Genomic DNA, 19,137 nt, shown 5'->3' with positions numbered 1-19,137 from the left:
CTGGACATTAGAAGCGCGGTCGTTAGCGGCGGCAAGCAGGACATGCGGCTGCCGTGTCGGTGGCATTCAGCAGGAGGCTTGAAGGTGAATCCCGTCACCCGGGACAGGCGTTCGCGTTGCGGATCGTCCATGTGCAGCGGAAAGGCAAGCAGCAGCTCGGGCCGGTAGGCGAGTGTGCCCTGGCCCTGTCTCTACGCCTCGATTCCGGGAAATAGCCGTGCATCAGGGCGTGCGGATGCAGCCAGGGTTCGAGCTTGTCCTGCTCGCTGGCAGCGGGGGCCTGTTCGATCAGGCGTGCCGAAAGCGCGAGGTAGTGAACCGAACGGGCCAGGTCCAGCCTGCCCGTCAGCGCCGCGTAGGCGTTGAGCTGGCCGCTGCGATCCATGCAGGAGTGTCGCCGGCCAGCAGCGTGACGATCGTCCATCGCAATATGCCGGAAGAGGGCCATGCAGGCATGCAGCAATGTCCTTGTCCAGCATTGGCAGGGCCGCCCCGTGAGGCGGCCGATGCGGGTTGCTAGTTCGCCGGCAGCAGCGCCTGCAGGCGCGACTCCAGTTCCTGCTGGCGCCAGCCGGCCAGTGCGGCGGGCCATTGGCGACGTTCCAGATAGCTTTCCAGGTGCTTGCGCGAGGCAAGGATGCCATCTGGCAGTCCCAGTTCGCGGCTGCGTTCGGCCACGGCATCCTGCAGCTTCTTCAGCGCCTGCTTGTTGCTGTCGTTGGCCGGCAGCGCCAGCGGCGCGTCGGCTTCGTCGGCCAGCGGCGTGGACAGCGCCTGCCACACGGCGCCGGCCAGTTTGCGCGGTGCCTTTGGGAACTGCTCGAACAGCTTGCCCAGCGCTGCCTCGTCGGCCGGAGGCGTGCGCGCCAGAGTGGCGGCCAGTTCGTTGTCCAGGATCCAGCTTCGCGGGCGGTCGCTGCTGCGTGCCTGCACATCACGCCAGCGCAGCAGGCGCAACAGGCGGTGCTGCGCGGAGGCATCAAGGAACTGTGCCGAGCGCATCGCCAGGTGCGGCCAGCGATCTTCATCGTTGGCGACGCTGGCCAGCAGGCGCTCGCCATCGTCGTGCAACCACTGCTGGCGGCCCAACGCCTGCAGCCTGGCATCAATGGCGTCGTGCAGCGCGAACAGGTGCTCGACATCGTCGGCGGCGTACTGCAGCTGCGATTCGGACAGCGGGCGGCGCATCCAGTCCGAGCGGGTCTCGCCCTTGGCCAGTGCCACTCCGGTGATCTCCGCGACCAGCTTCTGGTAGCCCATGCCGCCGCCGATGCCGGCCAGCGACGCCCCGATCTGGGTGTCGAACAGCGGTCGCGGCAGCACGCCGCAGGCCCACCTGAAGGCAACCAGGTCTTCGCTGGCGCTGTGCATTACCTTGGTGATGGATTCATCGGCCAGCCACGGCGCCAGCGCCTCGGTCATGCCCGGAATCAGCGGGTCGATCAGCAGGATGTCCTGCCCGACCGCCATCTGCACCAGGGCCAGCTGCGGCCAGAAGGTGCGTTCACGGATGAATTCGGTGTCCAGGCCGATGCGGGTCGGGCGCTGCTGGAAGTACGCATCCAGCTCGGCGGGGGTGGTGATCCAGGTTGCCACGGGTCAGGGCCTACTACTCGGGTTTGCTCAGGCAGGGGAGAATAGCCTAACGTCGGTCCGCGTCTGTGCCGAAGGAGGCTCTGCTTGCGTTTTCCGTTGTCGCCCGTGCTGTGCACCGCCCTGGCCGTGGCCCTGGCCGGCTGCACGCCGTCGCCGTCCGCGCCGGCGGAACGGGCCGCCAGCGAAGAGGCGCGCGCGGCCGAGGGCGCCGACACCGGCGCCAATGCCAGTTCGCAGGCCGGGCAGGGCAGCGTGACCATCGCCGGTGAAGATGCCGCCGAGGACGTACAGCAGTGGACGCCGCCACGGGTGGACCGCCAGGGCCGCAGCCTTGCCCAGTTGCGGCGCGCCGCCGAGCAGGCGTTCGCTGAAGGCCGGCTCTATGAAGATGCGGATGCCGCCATTCCGCTGTGGCTGGCGGTGCAGGAAGAAGACCCGGATGACCGCCAGGCCCGGCTGGGCCTGCAGCGTGCCCGCCAGCGCCTGCAGCAGCAGGCCGACGCCCTGCTGGTGCGGCCGCTGAAGCAGCGTGAGGCGCTGGCAGAGGCCAGCCGCCAGGCGCTGGTGTTGCTGACGCTGGCGTCAAAGGACGAAAAGGTGCGTGCGCTGCAGGGACGGGTGGAGCTTGCCCAGCGTGTGGTGGCTTACAACCGCGCCGGCGAAGAGGACCTGCGCTCGGACCGGATCGGTGAAGACGGGGATGGGGCCATCAGCAACTTCCGTGAGGCGCTGGCACTGGATGAGGACAACAGTCGTGCACGGCAGGGACTGGCCGCAGCCGAAAGCGGGCTGATCCGCCGTGCCGAGGACGCTGCACGCACGCGCGATTTCGCGAGCGCCGGCACCTGGCTGGCCGAAGCCAGCAAAGTGCGCGATTCGTCACCGACGATCGCCGACGCCTTCGAACGCATCGAGCAGATCCGCGCCGCCACGCTGCTGCAGCTGCGTGATGACGGACTGCGTGACCTTGCCACGCCACAAGGCCTGAAGCCGGCGCGCGAGAAGCTGGCCGAGGCGCTTCGCATCGCTCTGCCGGGTGATGCAGTGGTGGGCCAGCTTCGCGAGCGCATCGACCTGGCCACCCATTACGGGAGCTTCCGGCCGGGACAGGTGTTCAGTGATGCGATGCGCGATGGGGGGCGCGGACCGCAGATGGTGGTGGTGCCCCACGGTGGCTTCCAGATGGGTGCAGGCGATGCCGAGCCGGGCTCGAGTGATGCCGAGCGTCCGTCGCACTACGTGCGCTTCGATCGCGGCTTTGCCATGGCGATCACCGAGATCACCGTCAGCGATTTCGAGCGCTACGTGAAAGCCTCCAATGCGCGCCCGCGCGCGACCCGGCGTGGCCATTCGGTGGTCTACGACGAACGCAGCGGCAATTTCATCCGCCGCAGCGGCGTGGACTGGCGTTCCGACTACGACGGCGGTCGCGCGCTGGGCAACTCGCCGGTGATGCACGTCAGTGTGCGTGATGCCGAGAATTATGCGGCGTGGCTGTCCGAGCAGACTGGCCGCAGCTACCGGCTGCCCAGCGAAGCCGAGTTCGAGTACGCGCTGCGCGCTGGCAGCAGTGGCCGCTATCCGTGGGGCGATGCCGGCGTGCCGCCGCCAGGCAGCGGCAACTTCACCGGCAGCAAGGACGTTTCGCCTTCGGGACGGCACTGGCACAACGCGTTTATCGGGTACGGCGATGGCTGGTGGGGGCCGGCGCCGGTGGCCAGCTTCCAGGCCAATGCCTTCGGTCTGCACGATATGGGCGGCAACCTCAGCGAATGGGTGGCCGACTGCTGGCATGCCAGCTACCGCCGCGCACCGTCCGATGGCGTCGCCTGGTTCAATCCGGGCTGCCGGTCGCGGGTGATCCGCGGTGGCAACTGGGCCAATGCCCCCGAGCAGACCCGCGCGGCCTGGCGGCAATCCCAGGATTCGGATACCACCAACGCCCGCATCGGCTTCCGCCTGGTGCGCGGCATCTGAGCGGCACCCGGCTTCACCCGCTGCGGGCAGAGGCGCACTAAGATTGCGCCGTGCCCGCCAGCCGGCGGGGCCAGCAGGAAGTCCCCCGATGCGCAACGATCCCTTCTCCCGCTCGTCGCAAGGCCCACAGCGGCGTGGCCTGTTCGGCAACATCCGCTGGTGGGTGCTGCTGCTGGCCGCCGCCTATGCGCTGTTCTACTGGTTCTCCAACCGCACGGTCGATCCGTACACCGGCGAGAAGGTGATGATCGACAGCAGCCTGGACGCGCGCCAGGAAACCGCGCTGGGGCTGCAGGCCTACCAGCAGATCCTGTCGCAGGAACGGCCGATGGACCCCAATGCACCGATCGCGCGCGATGTGCGTGACATCGCCCAGCGCCTGATTGCCAAGGTCGATGTGGTGGAGACCGCGCTGGCCCAGGAGCACGGCGTGCAGCCGGCGCATTTCGCGCGGGATTTCCAGTGGGAAGTGAATGTGATCCCGTCCGACCAGGCCAATGCGTTCTGCCTGCCGGGCGGCAAGATGGCGGTCTATACCGGGCTGGTGCCGGTAGCACGCACCCGCGATGCGATGGCGGTGGTGATGGGGCATGAGATCGCCCATGCGCTGCTGCGCCATGGTGCACAGCGCATGGCCCAGCAGAAGCTGACTCAGATCGGGCAGGTGGCCGGCGCCGCCAGCGGCATGGATGCGCAGCAGCAACAGATGATGATGTCGGCGATGGGCTATGGCTACCTGCTGCCGTATGCGCGCAGCCACGAGACACAGGCGGATGAAGTGGGGCTGATGCTGGCCGCAGCGGCGTGCTTCGATCCCCGCGAGGCGGTGCCGCTGTGGCAGCGCATGGGCCAGGCCAGCGGCGGCCAGTCGCCACCGGAGTTTGCCTCCACCCACCCGAACCCGGGCACCCGCATCCAGAACCTGCAGGCGCTGATGCCGAAGGCGCTCGAGTACCGGCAGAAATTCTGCGAGCAGGCAAAGTAAGGGGGGCGGCAGGGCTTGCAGCCCTGCACCCGCGGTAGTGCCGGCCGCTGGCCGGCAGCAGCAACAGCAACAGCGTGCATTCCGTGGGATGGCGGGGTGGGTCCGGTTGCGGGAGGCGCCGCATGTTCGTCCGTGTAGACTTGGCCGCGCCCCCCATCCCGCGGACACCCCCGCAACCGGACCCACCCCTCCTTCGACAGATTCTCGCGATCTGTCGGAATGGCGTGGGGTCAGATCCGTTTTCCTACGGAAAACGGATCTGACCCCGAATTGATTCGATATCTGACAGAGATTCATCCACGCATGGCGTGGATCTACCGACCGTCATCGGGAAACTGTCGAGGGTGGGGCGGTGTGGCTGTGCAGGACCGTTGGCGCCATGGATGGCGCCATCGAGCCCCCAGGGGTGAGGGCGCTTCGTTTGCGAAGCACTGCTTCGCAAGCGCCCGAACGCACAGCCGCCAGCGGCTGGGCCGGACCGCGGAGCGGGGTTTACGGCGTGTCCTGCACAGCCACACCGCCCCGCCAAACCATCAGCAATCCAGAGCCGCTTTGGCTGTTGCTTCGGCCGTTGCTTGAAGCCTCTGCAGGTGCAGGGCGCAGCCCTGCCGAACACCCCTCTACTTGACCTGCACGTCGATCACGCCGTCGCCAACGCGGGCCTGCAGCGCGTCACCGGGCTGCACCTGGTCGACCTTTCGTACCAGCGTGCCATCGTCAGTGCGGGTCAGGATGCTGTAGCCACGGGCCACGGTGGCCAACGGGCTCACCGCTTCCAGTGAACGCGCCAGTCCGCGCAGTCGCAGTGCATCGCGCTCCAGCAGACGCTGCATCGCTGCCTGCGGCCGCCCGCGCAGGGCAGCCAGGCGGCGCTGCATCGCGTCGAGCTGGCGTTGCGGATGGCGCCCGCGCAGTACCGCGGCCGCATGGCGCAGGCGTGCGGCACGGCGCTCCTGCTGCTGGTTGAAGACCGCATGCAGGCGCCGGCCCAGATCGAGCTGACGGCGGCGCAACAGGTCCAGCCGCGCCTGCGGGCTCTGTGCGTTCAGGCGCAGCAGGGCGCGGTCGGCACGCTGCATCGCCTGCTGCATCGCATGCCGTTGCAGCTGCACCATGCGCGCGGCCGTACGGCGCAGGCGCAGGGCCAGTTCGCGCTGGTCCGGTACCAGCAGCTCGGCTGCCACCGACGGCGTTGGTGCGCGCAGGTCGGCGGCAAAATCGCTGAGGCTGAAGTCGGTTTCATGGCCCACCGCCGACACTACCGGGGTGCGGCTGGCGGCGATCGCGCGGGCCAGTGCTTCATCGTTGAAGGCCCACAGGTCTTCCAGTGAACCGCCGCCACGGGTCAGCAGGATCACGTCGTAGCGGCCACTGGCATCGGCGGCCTGCAGCAGGCGGGTGATCTGTGCAGCGGCGCTGCTGCCCTGCACCAGGGTCGGCAGCAGGTCCACTTCCAGCAGCGGGAAGCGGCGGCCGAGCACGCTCAGCACGTCGCGCACGGCGGCGCCGGTGGGCGAGGTGATCACCGCCAGGCGCTGCACGTGCGTCGGCAGCGGCCGTTTGCGTGCCGGGTCGAACAGGCCTTCGGCCTCCAGGCGTGCCTTCAGCTCTTCGAACGCGCGGCGCAGCGCGCCTTCGCCGGCTTCCTCCATGTGGTCCAGCACCATCTGGTACTCGCCACGGGCGTCGTACAGGGTCACCTTGCCGCGCACCAGCACGCGCATGCCTTCGCGCGGCACGAACTTCAGGTACTGCGCCTTCATCCGGAACATTGCCGCGCGCAGCTGCGCACGCGCATCCTTCAGGGTGAAATACAGATGCCCGGAGGCGGGACGCGCCACGCTGCCCAGTTCGGCCTCGACCCAGATCGCCGGGAAGCTGCCTTCCAGCAGGTCGCGGGCCAGGGTGTTGAGCTGGCTGGGGGTGAGGATGTCGTTGTTGCGTGGCTGCATGGGAACGGCGTGCTGCGGGCGGAACGGGGGCTCAGGATCGCACGTCAGCGCACCGTGTGCTGGCCCAGCGCCCACTGCACGTGTTCACACACCAGCGGCGAGGGATCATCGACGCGGGTATGCAACGCGGCCAACGCTTCGGCCGAGGACGGTGCATTGCCCAGTGCCACGGCGATGTTGCGCAGCCAGCGTTCATGGCCGCTGCGCCGGATCGGGCTGCCTTCGGTACGCCGCAGGAATTCAGCTTCGTCCCAGGCAAACAGCTGGTCCAGACGGGCAGTGTCGAGGTTGTTGCGCGCGCGGAAATCGGCTTCGTCGGTACGCTTGGCGAACTTGTTCCAGGGGCAGACCAGCTGGCAGTCGTCACAGCCGTAGATGCGGTTGCCGATCAACGGCCGCATGTCTTCGGGGATGGCACCGTCGTGCTCGATGGTCAGGTAGGAAATACAGCGCCGCGCGTCCAGCCGCTGCGGGCCGGTGATGGCCTGGGTCGGGCAGACATCGATGCAGCGCGTGCAGGTGCCGCAGTGTGCCGTGGCCGGTGCATCGATCGGCAGCGGGATATCGATGTAGATCTCGCCGATGAAGAACCAGGAGCCGCCATGGCGGTCGATCAGGCAGGTGTGCTTGCCGATCCAGCCCAGGCCGGCATTGCGCGCCAGTGCGCGTTCCAGCACGGGCGCCGAATCGACGAACACGCGGTAGCCCAGCGGTGCCACTTCATTGTTGATCTGCGTGGCCAGCTTCTGCAGGCGGTTGCGCATCAGCTTGTGGTAGTCGCGGCCCAAGGCGTAACGGGCCACGTAGGCGCGGCCCGGGTCGGCCAGGGTTGCCCAGGCTTCGGTGTCGTCCTTGTGGCTGTAGTCCATGCCCACCGAGATCACCCGTACGGTGCCGGGCAGCAGCTCGGCCGGGCGCGCGCGCAGGGTGCCGTGGCGCGCCATCCAGTCCATCGTGCCGTACAGGCCCTGGCCCAGCCAGTCGGCCAGGTGCGCCTCATCCTCGCCCAGCTCGATGCCGGCGATACCGCAGCGCTGGAAGCCATGCGCACGCGCCAGTTCGCGGATGCGCTGCACGGCCTGGGCCGGATCGACAGGGACGGGGGCGGGGGACATGTGCACCAGTATAAAATCCCCGCATGGCCAACCTTGCCGATCTTTTCGATTCCGCTGCCGCGCGTGCGCTTGATGCGCAGGCCTCGGCGCTGGCCGCCGAGGGTGGTTGGGGTCTGATGGCGCAGGCCGGCCAGGCCGCCTGGCAGTGCCTGCTGCAGCATTGGCCGCAGGCGCAGCGGATCGGCGTGGTGGTCGGAGCAGGCAACAACGGTGGCGACGGCCTGGTGCTGGCCCGCCATGCACGGAAGGCCGGGCGCGCGGTGACGGTGATCGCCTTGCCGGGCAAGCCACCGGCGACGTCGCTGGCACAGCGTGCAGCATCGGAATTCACGTCCGACGGCGGCACCATCACTGATTTCGACGGCGCGCTGCCCGAGGCCGATATCTGGGTTGATGCCCTGTTCGGTCTGGGCTTCGATCGCGCGCCGGAAGGCGCGGCGCAGGCGCTGATCGCCGCCCTCAACGCGCAGACGGCACCGGTTCTGGCGCTGGACGTCCCCAGTGGCGTCGATGCCGACCAGGGCGCCGTACCGGGCGAGGCGGTGAAGGCTGCTTTGACCCTGCAGTTCATCGTGCCGCATCGCGGGCTGTATACCGGCGATGCGCTGGATCATTGCGGGCGGAAGGCGTTGGCGCCGCTGCAGCTACCCACGGCCGCATGGCAGGGCGTGTCACCCGCCGCAGAGCACTGGACCCAGGCTCGCTTGCCGGCACTGCTGCCGCCGCGTCGTGCTAATACCCACAAGGGCGAATCCGGGCATGTGCTGTGCGTCGGCGGCAACCATGGCAGCGGCGGGGCCATCGCGATGGCGGCCGAAGCGGCACTGCGTGCCGGCGCGGGACTGTTGAGCCTGGCCACCCGGCGCGATCACGTCGGCCCGTTGCTGGCTCGGCTTCCCGAGGCGATGACCCATGCGCTTGAAGATGGCGATGTGCTGCCGGCGTTGCTGGACAAGGCCAGGGTGGTGGCGATCGGCCCCGGCCTGGGCCAGGACGAATGGGCACGCGCAATGTTTGCGCAGGTGCTGGACAGCGACAAACCGCTGGTGGTTGATGCCGATGCACTGAATCTGCTGGCGCAGGATCCGCGCGCGCTGCCGGAGGCGATCCTTACGCCACATCCGGGCGAGGCCGCGCGTCTGCTCGACTGCAGTACCACTGACATCCAGGCCGATCGCTACCGCTGTGCGCAGGCGTTGGCCGAGCGCTTCCACGCCGTGGTGGTGCTGAAGGGCGCGGGCAGCGTCGTGACGGCGCCCGGGCAGGTGCCACGGCTGATTGCTGCAGGCAACCCCGGCATGGCCGTGGGGGGCATGGGCGACCTGCTCACCGGCATCATTGCCAGCCTGCGCGCGCAGGGCCTGGCCGCCTTCGACGCTGCCGCCGCTGGCGCACTGCTGCACGCGCTCGCCGGCGACGCTGCGGCCGCCGACGGCGCGCGCGGCATGCTTCCCACTGATCTGCTGGTGCCGCTGCGGCAACTGGCCAACCCGGAACGCTCTTCATGACTGAATTCTTCCTTGCCGACAGCGATGCCACCGAACTGCTCGGGCAATGGCTGGCGGCGACCCGACCGCCGCAGGCGCTGATCGAACTGCGCGGCGACCTGGGCGCCGGCAAATCCACCACCGCACGCGCACTGCTGCGCGCGCTGGGCGTGCAGGGCGCGATCCGCAGCCCCACTTACACCCTGGTCGAGCGCTATCCGCTGGCCAGCGGTGGCGAGGCCTGGCACCTGGACCTGTACCGGATCGGCCAGGCCGGCGAACTCGATTTCCTGGGCCTGGACGAGGGCAGCGCGGTGTTGTGGCTGGTGGAATGGCCGGAACGCGGCGCTGGCGCGCTGCCGCCGACCGACCTGGTGGTGGCGTTGGAGATCGAGGGGCAGGGGCGTCGCGCCCGTCTCACCGGAGCCAGCGACGTCGGACATGAGTGGCTGAAGCGGCTTCCGCAAGGGGGCGACTTGCAGGCCATTTCTGTCGGCTGACGAGAACAAAGACCGGCAGGTTACGGATTATTAAGGAAAAAGGTGTTGCATTCCGTTCAGCGCGGTGATTGAATCCTGAGCCATGCGCCCGGGGAACCGTCTCATCGCTATCTGTGCCGCCGTCGGACTGGGTCTGGCGAGCGTCAGCGCGTGGGCCGGTGAAGTCCGCCAGGTCCTGCTGAATACCGGCGCCACCGGCACCCGTGCCGAGATCTCGCTGGTCGGCAGTGGCGGCTACAAGACGCTTTCTCTGGCCGGTCCGAACCGTCTGGTCGTCGACTTCCCTGACTCCAGCGCCATACGCAACCTGAAGATGCCGGCTGCGCAGGGCGTGGTCACGGCGGTGCGTACCGGACAGCCGGTGCCGGGGACCTTCCGTGTCGTTTTCGACCTCGCTGAATCGGTGGCGCCGTTCCGCCCGCAGATGCAGCGGGAGGGCAATGAATCCAAGCTGGTGATCGAATGGCCGGGCGATGGCCCGGCCGTGGCCGCCAGCCGTCCGGCAGCGACACCGGCGGTGCAGCCGCAGGCACCGGTGGCGACGCCCGGGCCGACCCCGGCTGAAAGCGCACAGTCGCGTTCCGATGCCGCACGTGCGACCGCACTGCTGACCGCGCAGGTGCGGCAGCAGGCCAGTGCCACTGCCGCCGCACCGGCCACGCCGACCCCGGCGCCGTCCACCGCGCCGGCCCAGGTTGCGGCGGCCGGTACCGTGGCCAGCAGCTCACCTTCTTCCTCGCCGGCCGCGATCCTGGCCGGCCAGCGCACCGCCGCCGTGGTGACCACGCCGCCGGCTACCGTGCCTGCACCGGCGCCGACGCCGGTGGAACCGCCGCGCCCGGCCATGCCCAGCGATGCCTCGCGCATCCGCATGCAGGCCGGCATGCGTCATCTGGTGGTCGCCATCGATCCCGGCCATGGTGGCCAGGATCCCGGCGCGATCGGCCCGACCGGCAAGCGCGAAAAGGATGTCACCCTGGCGGTGGCGCGTGAGCTGGCCCGCCAGGTCAATGCGACGCCGGGCCTGAAGGCCTATCTGACCCGCGACAGCGACGTGTTCATCCCGCTGCCGATGCGTGCGCAGAAGGCACGTGCAAACAAGGCCGACATCTTCATTTCGATCCATGCCGACGCGGCCGAAAACCGTTCGGCCACTGGTTCGTCGGTATACGTGCTGTCGACCAAGGGCGCCTCTTCGCAGCGCGCCCGCTGGCTGGCGGACAAGGAAAACGCGGCCGACCTGGTGGGTGGCGTGCGCCTGCAGCAGACCGAAGGCACGCTTGCCAACGTGCTGCTGGACCTTGCCCAGAGCGGTTACATGAAGGCGTCTGAAGATGCCGCCGGCCACGTGCTGGGCGGCCTGAAGCGGATCGGCAACAACCACAAGCCGAACATCGAACGTGCGAACTTCGCCGTGCTGCGCACCTCGGACATGCCGGCGATGCTGGTGGAAACCGCGTTCATCTCCAACCCGGACGAAGAGCGCCGCCTGATCGACCCGGCCTACCAGCGCAAGATCGCCGGCGCCGTGCTCGATGGCGTGCACACCTTCTTCAGCCGCCAGCCACCGCCGGGCACGCTGTACGCAGCCCGTGCCCAGGCCGAGATCGACGCTGCCGGGACCATGGCCGGCGGCAGCAAGTAACCCGCCGAAGGCAGGTTGCTGCTTTCTGTAGCGTCGACTGTCAGTCGACTACGCGCGCAGCGCGGGGTTTTCGCCGCCCGGCGGAGGGCAGTCGACTGACAGTCGACTCTACACGGGGCGGCTCCGCTATCATCAACCCATGAAGTCTGCTGCCCATCCTCTCCCATGAGCGCGCCCGGACCGCGCCCGATCCGGCCGTTGCCGGAAATCCTGATCAACCAGATCGCCGCCGGCGAAGTGGTCGAACGTCCTGCGTCAGTGGTCAAGGAGCTGGTCGAGAACGCGATCGATGCCGGTGCCAGCCGCGTTGATATCGATCTTGAAGAGGGCGGTGTCCGCCTCATCCGCATCCGCGACAACGGCAGTGGCATCGCGCCGGAACAGCTGCCGCTGGCGGTCTCGCGCCATGCCACCAGCAAGATCGCCGATCTGGACGATCTTGAATCGGTGGCTACGCTCGGTTTCCGTGGCGAAGCATTACCGTCGATCGCCTCGGTCAGCCGTTTCACCCTGTCCTCGCGTCGCGCACATGACGAACACGGTTCGGCGCTGCAGATCGAAGGCGGCAAGATCGGCGAAGTGACGCCGCGCGCGCACGCGCCGGGCACTACGGTGGAAGTGCGCGAGCTGTTCTACAACGTACCGGCGCGGCGCAAGTTCCTGCGCGCCGAGCGCACCGAGCTGGGCCATATCGAAGAATGGTTGCGTTCGCTGGCGCTGGCGCGGCCGGATGTCGAGCTGCGGGTGTCGCACAACGGCAAGGCCTCGCGCCGCTACAAGCCGGGCGATCTGTATTCCGATGCGCGCCTGGCCGAAACGCTGGGCGAGGATTTCGCCAACCAGGCCGTGCGCGTCGACCACAGTGGTGCCGGCCTGCGCCTGCACGGCTGGATCGCGCAGCCGCATTATTCGCGCGCCAGCGCCGACCAGCAGTACCTGTACGTCAACGGCCGTTCGGTGCGCGACCGCAGCGTCGCCCATGCGGTGAAGATGGCTTACGGCGATGTGCTGTACCACGGCCGCCAGCCAGCCTATGTGCTGTTCCTCGAGCTCGACCCGACCCGCGTTGACGTCAACGTGCACCCGGCCAAGCACGAGGTTCGCTTCCGTGATTCGCGGCTGGTGCACGATTTCGTCTACCGCACGCTGAAGGACGCGCTGGCTGATACCCGCGCCGGCATGTCGGCGCAGGAGATCGGTGCGGGTCCGGTGCATCCGGTGGACGCCGCTGCTGCACCGATGACATCGAGCGCGGGCGCATCGGGTTTCGGGCTGGCGCGTGGACCTGCGCCCGGTGCCGGCTCGGGTGGCGGTGGTGGTGGTTTTTCCGGCTGGCGCCCGCAGCAGCCCCTTGGACTGCAGGTGGCCGATGCACCGGCGGCCTATGCCGCGCTGTATGCCGCACCGGCCGGTGCCGAACGCGGTGCTGCGCTGCCGCCGATGCCGGCCGAGAACGGACTGCCGGTGACCAGTGCCGACGCCGGCGTACCGCCGCTGGGCTACGCGATCGCGCAGCTGCACGGCATCTACATCCTGGCCGAGAACGCAGAAGGCCTGATCGTGGTCGACATGCATGCCGCGCACGAGCGCATCGGCTACGAGCGCCTGAAGAACGCGCACGATGGTATCGGCCTGCAGTCGCAGCCGCTGCTGGTGCCGATCACACTCGCCGTGGGCGAGCGCGAAGCCGACACCGCCGAAAGTGAAGCCGAAACGTTGGCGGCGCTCGGCTTCGAGGTGACCCGTGCCGGTCCCGGATCGCTGCACGTGCGCAGTATTCCAGCGCTGTTGGCGCATGCCGAACCGGAGGGGCTGCTGCGCGATGTGCTGACCGACCTGCGCGAGCACGGCCAGAGCCGCCGCGTGGCCAGCGCACGTGACGAACTGCTGTCGACAATGGCCTGTCACGGTGCGGTGCGTGCCAACCGGCGCCTGACCGTGCCGGAAATGAACGCGCTGCTGCGCGACATGGAAATCACCGAACGGTCTGGCCAGTGCAACCACGGCCGGCCGACCTGGGCCCGTTTTTCGCTGGCGGAGATCGACCGCTGGTTCCTGCGCGGACGTTGAGGGGAGCATCGATGCGTTATCGGGGAATGGGCGGCCTGCTGGCCGCCTTGCTGTTGGCCGCGTGCAGTCCGGCAACACCGCCGGCGCCGAAGGTTACCGAAGATCCGGCCTATGCGGCCGCGCAGCAGCAATGGCGGGTGGCCCGCTACCAGGACCTGACCCGGCCCGATGGCTGGACGGCCCTGGTCGGCCTGCACTGGCTGCAGAACAAATCACACTTCGTCGGCAGTGGTGCCACCAACGGCATCCGCCTGACGGTTGGCCCGGACAAGCTGGGCCTGCTGCGTCGCGAGGGCAGCCAGTGGTGGTTCACGCCCGAAGCCGGTGTGGATGTCAGCCATGATGGCCAGCCGGTGCGCGGCCGTATCCGCATCGACACCGACAAGGATCCGCAGCCAACCCTGTTGGCCTTCGACGGTGGCAAGGGCCAGCTCAGCATCATCCGGCGCGGGCCGCGCGATGCGCTGCGGGTCAAGCATGCCGATGCGCCGGCGCGCCGTGATTTCGCCGGGCTGGAGTACTGGCCGGGTGGCCCGGACTGGCAGGTGCAGGCACGCTTCATCCCGCATCCGGCGGGCAAGACCCTGCCCATTGTCGACATCACCGGCCTGACCACCGAGATGCCCAATGCGGGTGCGGTCGAATTCGAACGCGACGGCCGCACATGGCGGCTGGAGGCGATCGGAGCCACCGGGCAGCCGCTGTTCCTGATCTTTGCCGACCGCACCAGTGGCCGCGGCAGTTATCCGGCCGGGCGCTACCTGGATACCGATGCGCCGGCAGCCGACGGCACGCTACGCATCGATTTCAATCATGCCTACAACCCGCCGTGTGCATTCACCGCCTATGCCACGTGCCCGCTGGCGCCGCCGGAAAACCGGCTGGACCTGCGCATGGAAGCGGGCGAGAAGGCCTACCACCTGTCTGAAGGAGAGGGCTGAGATGCCGTTGAAGGGACTGTTCCGTGCAACGCTGCTGATGGCAGCGTTTGCAATCGCACCGCTGGCACCGGCGCGCAATGCACCGGCCACCGACGCCGCGGCCACGGCGGCGGCCAAGCCGCCGGTGCCGCTGCTGTGGAAGGTGACCGGCCCGGGTGATTCACGCGTATACCTGCTTGGATCATTCCACCTGTTGAAACCGCAGGACTACCCGCTGTCGCCCGATGTCGAGCAGGCCTTCGAGGCCTCGCAGCGGGTCGTGTTCGAACTGTCGCCGGAGGACATGCAGTCGCCGCAGCTGGCCAGCCGCATGGTGCAGGCTGCAGTGCGCACCGATGGCAGCGAGCTCAAGCGCGATCTCGACGCGGCCACCTGGCAGAAGCTGCAGGCGTTCGCATCCGAGAACAAGCTTCCGTTGGCACAGATGCAGGGCATGAAGCCCTGGTTCGTCGGCCTGAGCATTTCGGTCGGGCAGATGCAGAAGATGGGCCTGGACCCGGCGCTGGGCCTGGACCGTCATTTCATGGAGCGCGCGCAGAAGACCGGCCGCAGGACCGCTGGGTTGGAAGACATCGATACCCAGATCGGCATGCTCGACGGCATGACCGTGCAGGAGCAGCGACAGATGCTGTCCGAGGCGCTGGATCAGGCGGGCAAGGGCGATGAGCAGGCGCGCCAGCTGCATGATGCCTGGCGGCGAGGCGATGAGCGCGTGTTGTGGACGAAGATGGCCGCGGAAATGCGCCAGCAGTACCCGCAGCTTTACCAGCGCATCAACACCGGGCGCAACGATGCGTGGGTACCGAAGCTGCTGCCGTACCTGCAGGCCGGGCAGGGTGGCACGCTGGTGGTGGTCGGTACGCTGCACCTTCTGGGCGGTGACGGCGTGGTCGAGAAGCTGAAGGCGAAGGGCTACAAGGTCGAACGCGTATGCACGGGGTGCAAATCGAAACGTTGATGCTCCCCCGGGGCACAAAACAAAGCGGCGCGCCATTGGGCGCGCCGTTTTCGTATCTGCCGATACATCGGCTCAGCGGCGGGTCTTGCCGCCGGTGCCGGTACCGGGTTCGTTGGGCTTGTTGCCGGTACCGGTGCCGGTACCCGTGCCACCCGGTCGCGGACCACCGAAACCGGTGCCCATGCTTCGCTGGAATTCCTGCCACAGCTCCAGGTTGCGCTCGGTCAACTGGTTCATCATCGCCCACGGGGTCTGGCCCAGCAGGTTGCCCATCTGCTGGCGGAACTGCTGCTGCTGGTCGAGGAAGACCTGCATGCTGCGCTCCAGGTAGTTGCCCATGAAGCCCTGCAGGGAATCGCCGTAGAAGCGGATCAGCTGGCTCAGCAGCTGGGTGGACAGCATCGGTTCGCCGTCCTGTTCCTGGTCGGCGATGATCTGCAGCAGGACCGAACGGGTGAGGTCGTCGCCGCTCTTGGCGTCACGGACTTCGAAGTCTTCACCGTCCAGGATCAGCTGGCGCACGTCCTCGATGGTGATGTAGCTGGAGATCTCGGTGTCGTAGAGACGGCGGTTCGGATACTTCTTGATGATGCGGGTCGCAGCCATTGAAGCGGTCACTCGTCACAGTAGATGCGAAGCATGGCGCAGTGCAGCAGCCGTTGCAACCGCCTCAGCCCCCGCCAGGCTTGGCTTTCACAGGGGATCATGTTGCGCAACAAGGGTTTGCGTGCTGCGCAGCATGACCATCGGCAGGGGCGGCGGGTGTGCGCCGCCGAGGCCGGCGCGGCTTACCAACCCATATGGTGGCCGCCATTGATGTCCAGGTTGCTTCCGGTGATCCACGAGGCTTCCTCCGCCACCAGGAAGGACACCCCGTAAGCGATTTCCTCCGGCTTGCCGAGGCGCCCGGTGGGAATGTCGGCGACGATCTTGGCGCGCACTTCTTCCGGCACCGCCATCACCATGTCGGTCGCGACGTAGCCGGGCGAAATGGTGTTGACGGTAATGCCGAAGCCGGCGTTCTCGCGTGCCAGCGAGATGGTGAAGCCGTGCATGCCGGCCTTGGCCGCCGCGTAGTTGGCCTGGCCGTACTGGCCCTTCAGGCCGTTGATCGAACTGATCTGGATGACCCGGCCCCAGCCGCGGCGGCGCATGCCCTCGATGACCGGGCGGGTGACGTTGAACACCGAATTGAGGTTGGTGTTGATCACATCGTGCCACTGGTCCGCGCGCATGCGATGGAACGTGGTGTCGCGGGTGATGCCCGCGTTGTTGACCAGGATCTCGACCGGGCCCAGCTCGGCCTCGACGGCGCGCACCAGCGCTTCGGCGCTGCCTGGATCGGAGACATCGCCCGGGAAGATCGACACGCTGTAGCCGCGTTCGGTCATTGCCTGCTGCCAGGCGCGGGCCTTGGCCTCGTCGCGGTAGTTGGTGGCGACCCGGTGGCCCTGGTCGGCCAGGCGTTGGCAGATGGCGGTGCCGATGCCGCCGGTTCCGCCGGTGACCAGTGCGACGCGAGATGTCATGGAGTGTTGTCCGGGTGTCGGGTGGGGGAAGGGGGATTCTGCAACATCGGCGCGGAAAGTGCGCCGGCTGGCAATAGGATGTCGGTCCGCGGCAGTCGTGCCGGGTCGAAGGCCTGCCGAGCGGTGGCCAGCAGCGTATCCAGGTCGTGCGCAGGTTCCAGCGCCCCGGGTGCCTGGCCGAGCAGCTTCCAGAGCTGGCGCAGCACGGGCAGCGGGTGCGAACTGTCCACCGGCAGCGCCGCCAGCGACTTGGACAGTTTGTGGCCCGGCGCATCCAGCAGCAGCGGCAGGTGCCAGTAGCGCGGCACCGCCAGCCCCAATGCCTGCTGCAGCAGGATCTGCCGCGCGGTGGAGTCGAGCAGGTCGGCGCCGCGCACCACTTCGGTCACTCCTTGTGCGGCGTCATCGACCACCACGGCCAACTGGTAGGCCCAGCAGCCATCGGCGCGGCGCAGCACGAAGTCGCCGACTTCGGCGTGCACGTCCTGCTGCTGCGGGCCGCGCAGGCCATCGTCGAAGTGCACGATGCTGCCCGGTGGCACGCGGAAGCGGACGGCAGGGTCCGGTCGAGGTTGCCGGGCGACGCAACGAGGGTGGATGCCGCCGTTGGCGGCCAGGTCGCTGCGGCTGCAGTGGCAGACAAAGGCCTGGTCGCTGGCCAGCAGCACGTCCAGCGCGGCCTGGTAGGCCTCGCCGCGGGTGCTCTGCCAGAGGATCGGGCCATCGTGGACCAGGCCGAACGCGGCCAGCGCCCGCAGCTGTGACTCGGCGGCGCCGGGCACGGTGCGTGGTGGATCGACGTCTTCGATGCGCAGCCGCCACAAGCCGCCGTTATGTCGCGCGAGCAGCCAGCTGCCGAAGGCGGCGAGCAGGGATCCGGGATGGAGCAGGCCGGTCGGCGAGGGCGCGAAACGACCGCAGGGAATGGGGGAGGTCATGCTGGCTGAATCGTCGGTCAGGTTGGCGCTTGAATTCAAGCTGACCACACCGCAAATTGACCGGTATCGACCCCTTCCGAGCCGGATTTTCCCATGTTTACCCGCATTGCCCTGTTCCTGGCGACCAACTTCGCGGTCCTGATTCTCGCCAGCATCGTGATGTCGTTGCTCGGGGTCAATCCAAGCCAGATGAGCGGCCTGCTGGTCATGGCCGCGATCTTCGGCTTCGGTGGCTCCTTCATCTCGCTGCTGCTCTCCAAGTGGATGGCCAAGCGCTCCACCGGTGCGGTGGTGATCACCGAGCCGCGCAACCAGACCGAGCGCTGGCTGCTGGCCACCGTCGAGCGCCAGGCCAAGGCGGCCGGTATCGGCATGCCCGAAGTAGCGGTGTACGAAGGCCCGGAGATCAACGCCTTCGCCACTGGTGCCAACCGCAACAACGCGCTGGTGGCGGTGTCCACCGGCCTGCTGCACAACATGAGCGAAGACGAGGCCGAAGCGGTGCTGGGCCACGAGATCGCCCACGTCGCCAACGGTGACATGATCACCATGGCGCTGCTGCAGGGCGTGCTGAACACCTTCGTGATCGTGCTGGCCCGCGTGGTCGGCGGCATCATCGACAGCGCGCTGTCGGGCAACCGCGAAGGCGGCGGCCGTGGCTTCGCCTATTACATCATCGTGTTCGTGCTGGAGATGGTGTTCGGCCTGTTCGCCACCATGATCTCGATGTGGTTCTCGCGCCACCGCGAGTTCCGCGCCGACGCCGGCGGTGCCTCGCTGGCCGGCCGCCAGAAGATGATCGCCGCGTTGGAGCGGCTGCAGCTGAACCACGGCCAGAGCACGCTGCCGACCCAGATTGCCGCTTTCGGTATTGCTGGTTCGACGGCGAAGAAGCTGTTCATGAGCCATCCGCCGCTGGAAGAGCGCATCGCCGCGCTGCGGGCGTCTACGGTGGCGTGAGCTTTCACTTGTAAAGCAGTGCAGGAACGCCTGGCCTCGCGCCGGGCGTTTTTGTTTTGCGCGCGCACGCATTGGTGGCGCCAGGCGATGCCTAGGATCATTTCCGCGACCGCGGAGGGGTGTCACTTTCTTTGCGCGCAAAGAAAGTAACCAAAGAAACGCTCCGCCGGTCGCGAGCCGTCGCTACGCGCCGGTACCCTGCGCTTCTCGGTGAATCAGGGGGCGGCGCCGAACTCGCTGCGCTCAAACACCGGCGCCTCTCCGCCCCTGATTCCCCTGCGATGCTCGGCTCGCTCAAGGCGGACTGGAAGTCAAGTTCAACGGCAAAAGCATCCACGCGTGACGTGGATCTTATCTCTTGCCAATCTGGCACCTTGGGTGCCGAGAGCCCGGCGTGGGCGACCGTGTGGATCCAGGTCTTGCGACCGAGAAGTAGCTTGGGTCCCCACGCCGGATTCTCCCTGAACCGCCCGAACAGTTGGTT

At 67.9% G+C, this 19,137-nt stretch carries 16 protein-coding genes; 9 read left to right on the top strand and 7 right to left on the bottom strand.

The features are described from left to right. Window positions 1-94: 94 nt before the first annotated feature. A complete protein-coding gene (locus tag AC5P5S_RS02390) occupies window positions 95-448 on the bottom strand; it encodes a hypothetical protein (RefSeq protein ID WP_052504367.1) in 354 nt (117 codons plus the stop codon). A 68-nt stretch (window positions 449-516) separates the two neighbouring features. Further along, window positions 517-1,596 carry a ribonuclease D gene (gene rnd / locus AC5P5S_RS02385; protein WP_062606501.1) on the bottom strand — a complete coding sequence of 360 codons (1,080 nt, stop codon included), beginning with the start codon at window positions 1,594-1,596 and terminating at the stop codon, window positions 517-519. 84 nt (window positions 1,597-1,680) lie between these two features. Here rnd and AC5P5S_RS02380 point away from each other — a divergent pair, with 84 nt between their 5' ends. Both AC5P5S_RS02380 and AC5P5S_RS02375 read left to right on the top strand, forming a co-directional pair. Further along, window positions 1,681-3,573, top strand: a complete 1,893-nt coding sequence (locus tag AC5P5S_RS02380; RefSeq protein ID WP_062606503.1) for a formylglycine-generating enzyme family protein — start codon at window positions 1,681-1,683, stop codon at window positions 3,571-3,573. A gap of 88 nt (window positions 3,574-3,661) precedes the next feature. Further along, on the top strand, window positions 3,662-4,558 hold the full coding sequence (locus tag AC5P5S_RS02375) for a M48 family metallopeptidase (RefSeq protein WP_005410400.1): 897 nt from the start codon (window positions 3,662-3,664) through the stop codon (window positions 4,556-4,558). A 620-nt stretch (window positions 4,559-5,178) separates the two neighbouring features. Here the strand turns inward: AC5P5S_RS02375 and xseA are convergent. Next, window positions 5,179-6,510, bottom strand: a complete 1,332-nt coding sequence (gene xseA / locus AC5P5S_RS02370) for an exodeoxyribonuclease VII large subunit (RefSeq protein ID WP_062606505.1) — start codon at window positions 6,508-6,510, stop codon at window positions 5,179-5,181. Window positions 6,511-6,554: 44 nt separating this feature from the next. Further along, window positions 6,555-7,625 (bottom strand): tRNA epoxyqueuosine(34) reductase QueG, encoded by a 1,071-nt coding sequence (gene queG, locus AC5P5S_RS02365; protein ID WP_062606507.1) that lies wholly within the window; start codon window positions 7,623-7,625, stop codon window positions 6,555-6,557. A 23-nt stretch (window positions 7,626-7,648) separates the two neighbouring features. Here queG and AC5P5S_RS02360 point away from each other — a divergent pair, with 23 nt between their 5' ends. The 6 genes from AC5P5S_RS02360 to AC5P5S_RS02335 all read left to right on the top strand — a co-directional run bounded on the left by AC5P5S_RS02360 (window position 7,649) and on the right by AC5P5S_RS02335 (window position 15,226). Further along, complete coding sequence (locus AC5P5S_RS02360; protein WP_062606509.1) at window positions 7,649-9,133, top strand: bifunctional ADP-dependent NAD(P)H-hydrate dehydratase/NAD(P)H-hydrate epimerase; 1,485 nt, start codon at window positions 7,649-7,651, stop codon at window positions 9,131-9,133. After that, window positions 9,130-9,612, top strand: coding sequence for a tRNA (adenosine(37)-N6)-threonylcarbamoyltransferase complex ATPase subunit type 1 TsaE (gene tsaE / locus AC5P5S_RS02355; RefSeq protein ID WP_005410396.1), 483 nt, complete (start codon window positions 9,130-9,132; stop codon window positions 9,610-9,612). The genes AC5P5S_RS02360 and tsaE overlap by 4 nt, the downstream gene beginning before the upstream one ends. Before the next feature lie 82 nt (window positions 9,613-9,694). Further along, the gene (locus AC5P5S_RS02350; RefSeq protein WP_049441585.1) at window positions 9,695-11,257 is read left to right on the top strand and encodes an N-acetylmuramoyl-L-alanine amidase; all 1,563 of its coding nucleotides are present in this window, start codon (window positions 9,695-9,697) and stop codon (window positions 11,255-11,257) included. A gap of 165 nt (window positions 11,258-11,422) precedes the next feature. Then, a complete protein-coding gene (gene mutL, locus AC5P5S_RS02345) occupies window positions 11,423-13,327 on the top strand; it encodes a DNA mismatch repair endonuclease MutL (RefSeq protein ID WP_062606511.1) in 1,905 nt (634 codons plus the stop codon). An 11-nt stretch (window positions 13,328-13,338) separates the two neighbouring features. Further along, window positions 13,339-14,268, top strand: a complete 930-nt coding sequence (locus AC5P5S_RS02340) for a DUF1684 domain-containing protein (protein WP_005410393.1) — start codon at window positions 13,339-13,341, stop codon at window positions 14,266-14,268. Window position 14,269: 1 nt separating this feature from the next. Further along, window positions 14,270-15,226: a TraB/GumN family protein gene (locus AC5P5S_RS02335; RefSeq protein ID WP_062606513.1), complete on the top strand. Its 957-nt coding sequence runs from the start codon at window positions 14,270-14,272 to the stop codon at window positions 15,224-15,226. Between the two features lie 72 nt (window positions 15,227-15,298). Here AC5P5S_RS02335 and phaR read toward each other — a convergent pair whose 3' ends face one another. The 3 genes from phaR to gluQRS form a co-directional block, all read right to left on the bottom strand. Next, the gene (gene phaR / locus AC5P5S_RS02330) at window positions 15,299-15,832 is read right to left on the bottom strand and encodes a polyhydroxyalkanoate synthesis repressor PhaR (RefSeq protein ID WP_049451648.1); all 534 of its coding nucleotides are present in this window, start codon (window positions 15,830-15,832) and stop codon (window positions 15,299-15,301) included. Between the two features lie 182 nt (window positions 15,833-16,014). After that, window positions 16,015-16,755 (bottom strand): acetoacetyl-CoA reductase, encoded by a 741-nt coding sequence (gene phbB, locus AC5P5S_RS02325; RefSeq protein WP_005410389.1) that lies wholly within the window; start codon window positions 16,753-16,755, stop codon window positions 16,015-16,017. Then, the gene (gluQRS, locus tag AC5P5S_RS02320; protein WP_062606515.1) at window positions 16,752-17,693 is read right to left on the bottom strand and encodes a tRNA glutamyl-Q(34) synthetase GluQRS; all 942 of its coding nucleotides are present in this window, start codon (window positions 17,691-17,693) and stop codon (window positions 16,752-16,754) included. Before gluQRS ends, phbB begins: the two co-directional genes overlap by 4 nt. A gap of 93 nt (window positions 17,694-17,786) precedes the next feature. On the opposite strand from gluQRS, the gene htpX reads away from it, so the two are divergent. Further along, on the top strand, window positions 17,787-18,653 hold the full coding sequence (gene htpX, locus AC5P5S_RS02315; RefSeq protein ID WP_005410387.1) for a protease HtpX: 867 nt from the start codon (window positions 17,787-17,789) through the stop codon (window positions 18,651-18,653). Window positions 18,654-19,137 lie beyond the last annotated feature (484 nt).

Source organism: Stenotrophomonas sp. YJH_SMC_54 (assembly GCF_059368435.1).
The sequence above is the reverse complement of the archived record's forward strand: the minus strand, read 5'-3'. Positions and strand labels throughout refer to the sequence as shown.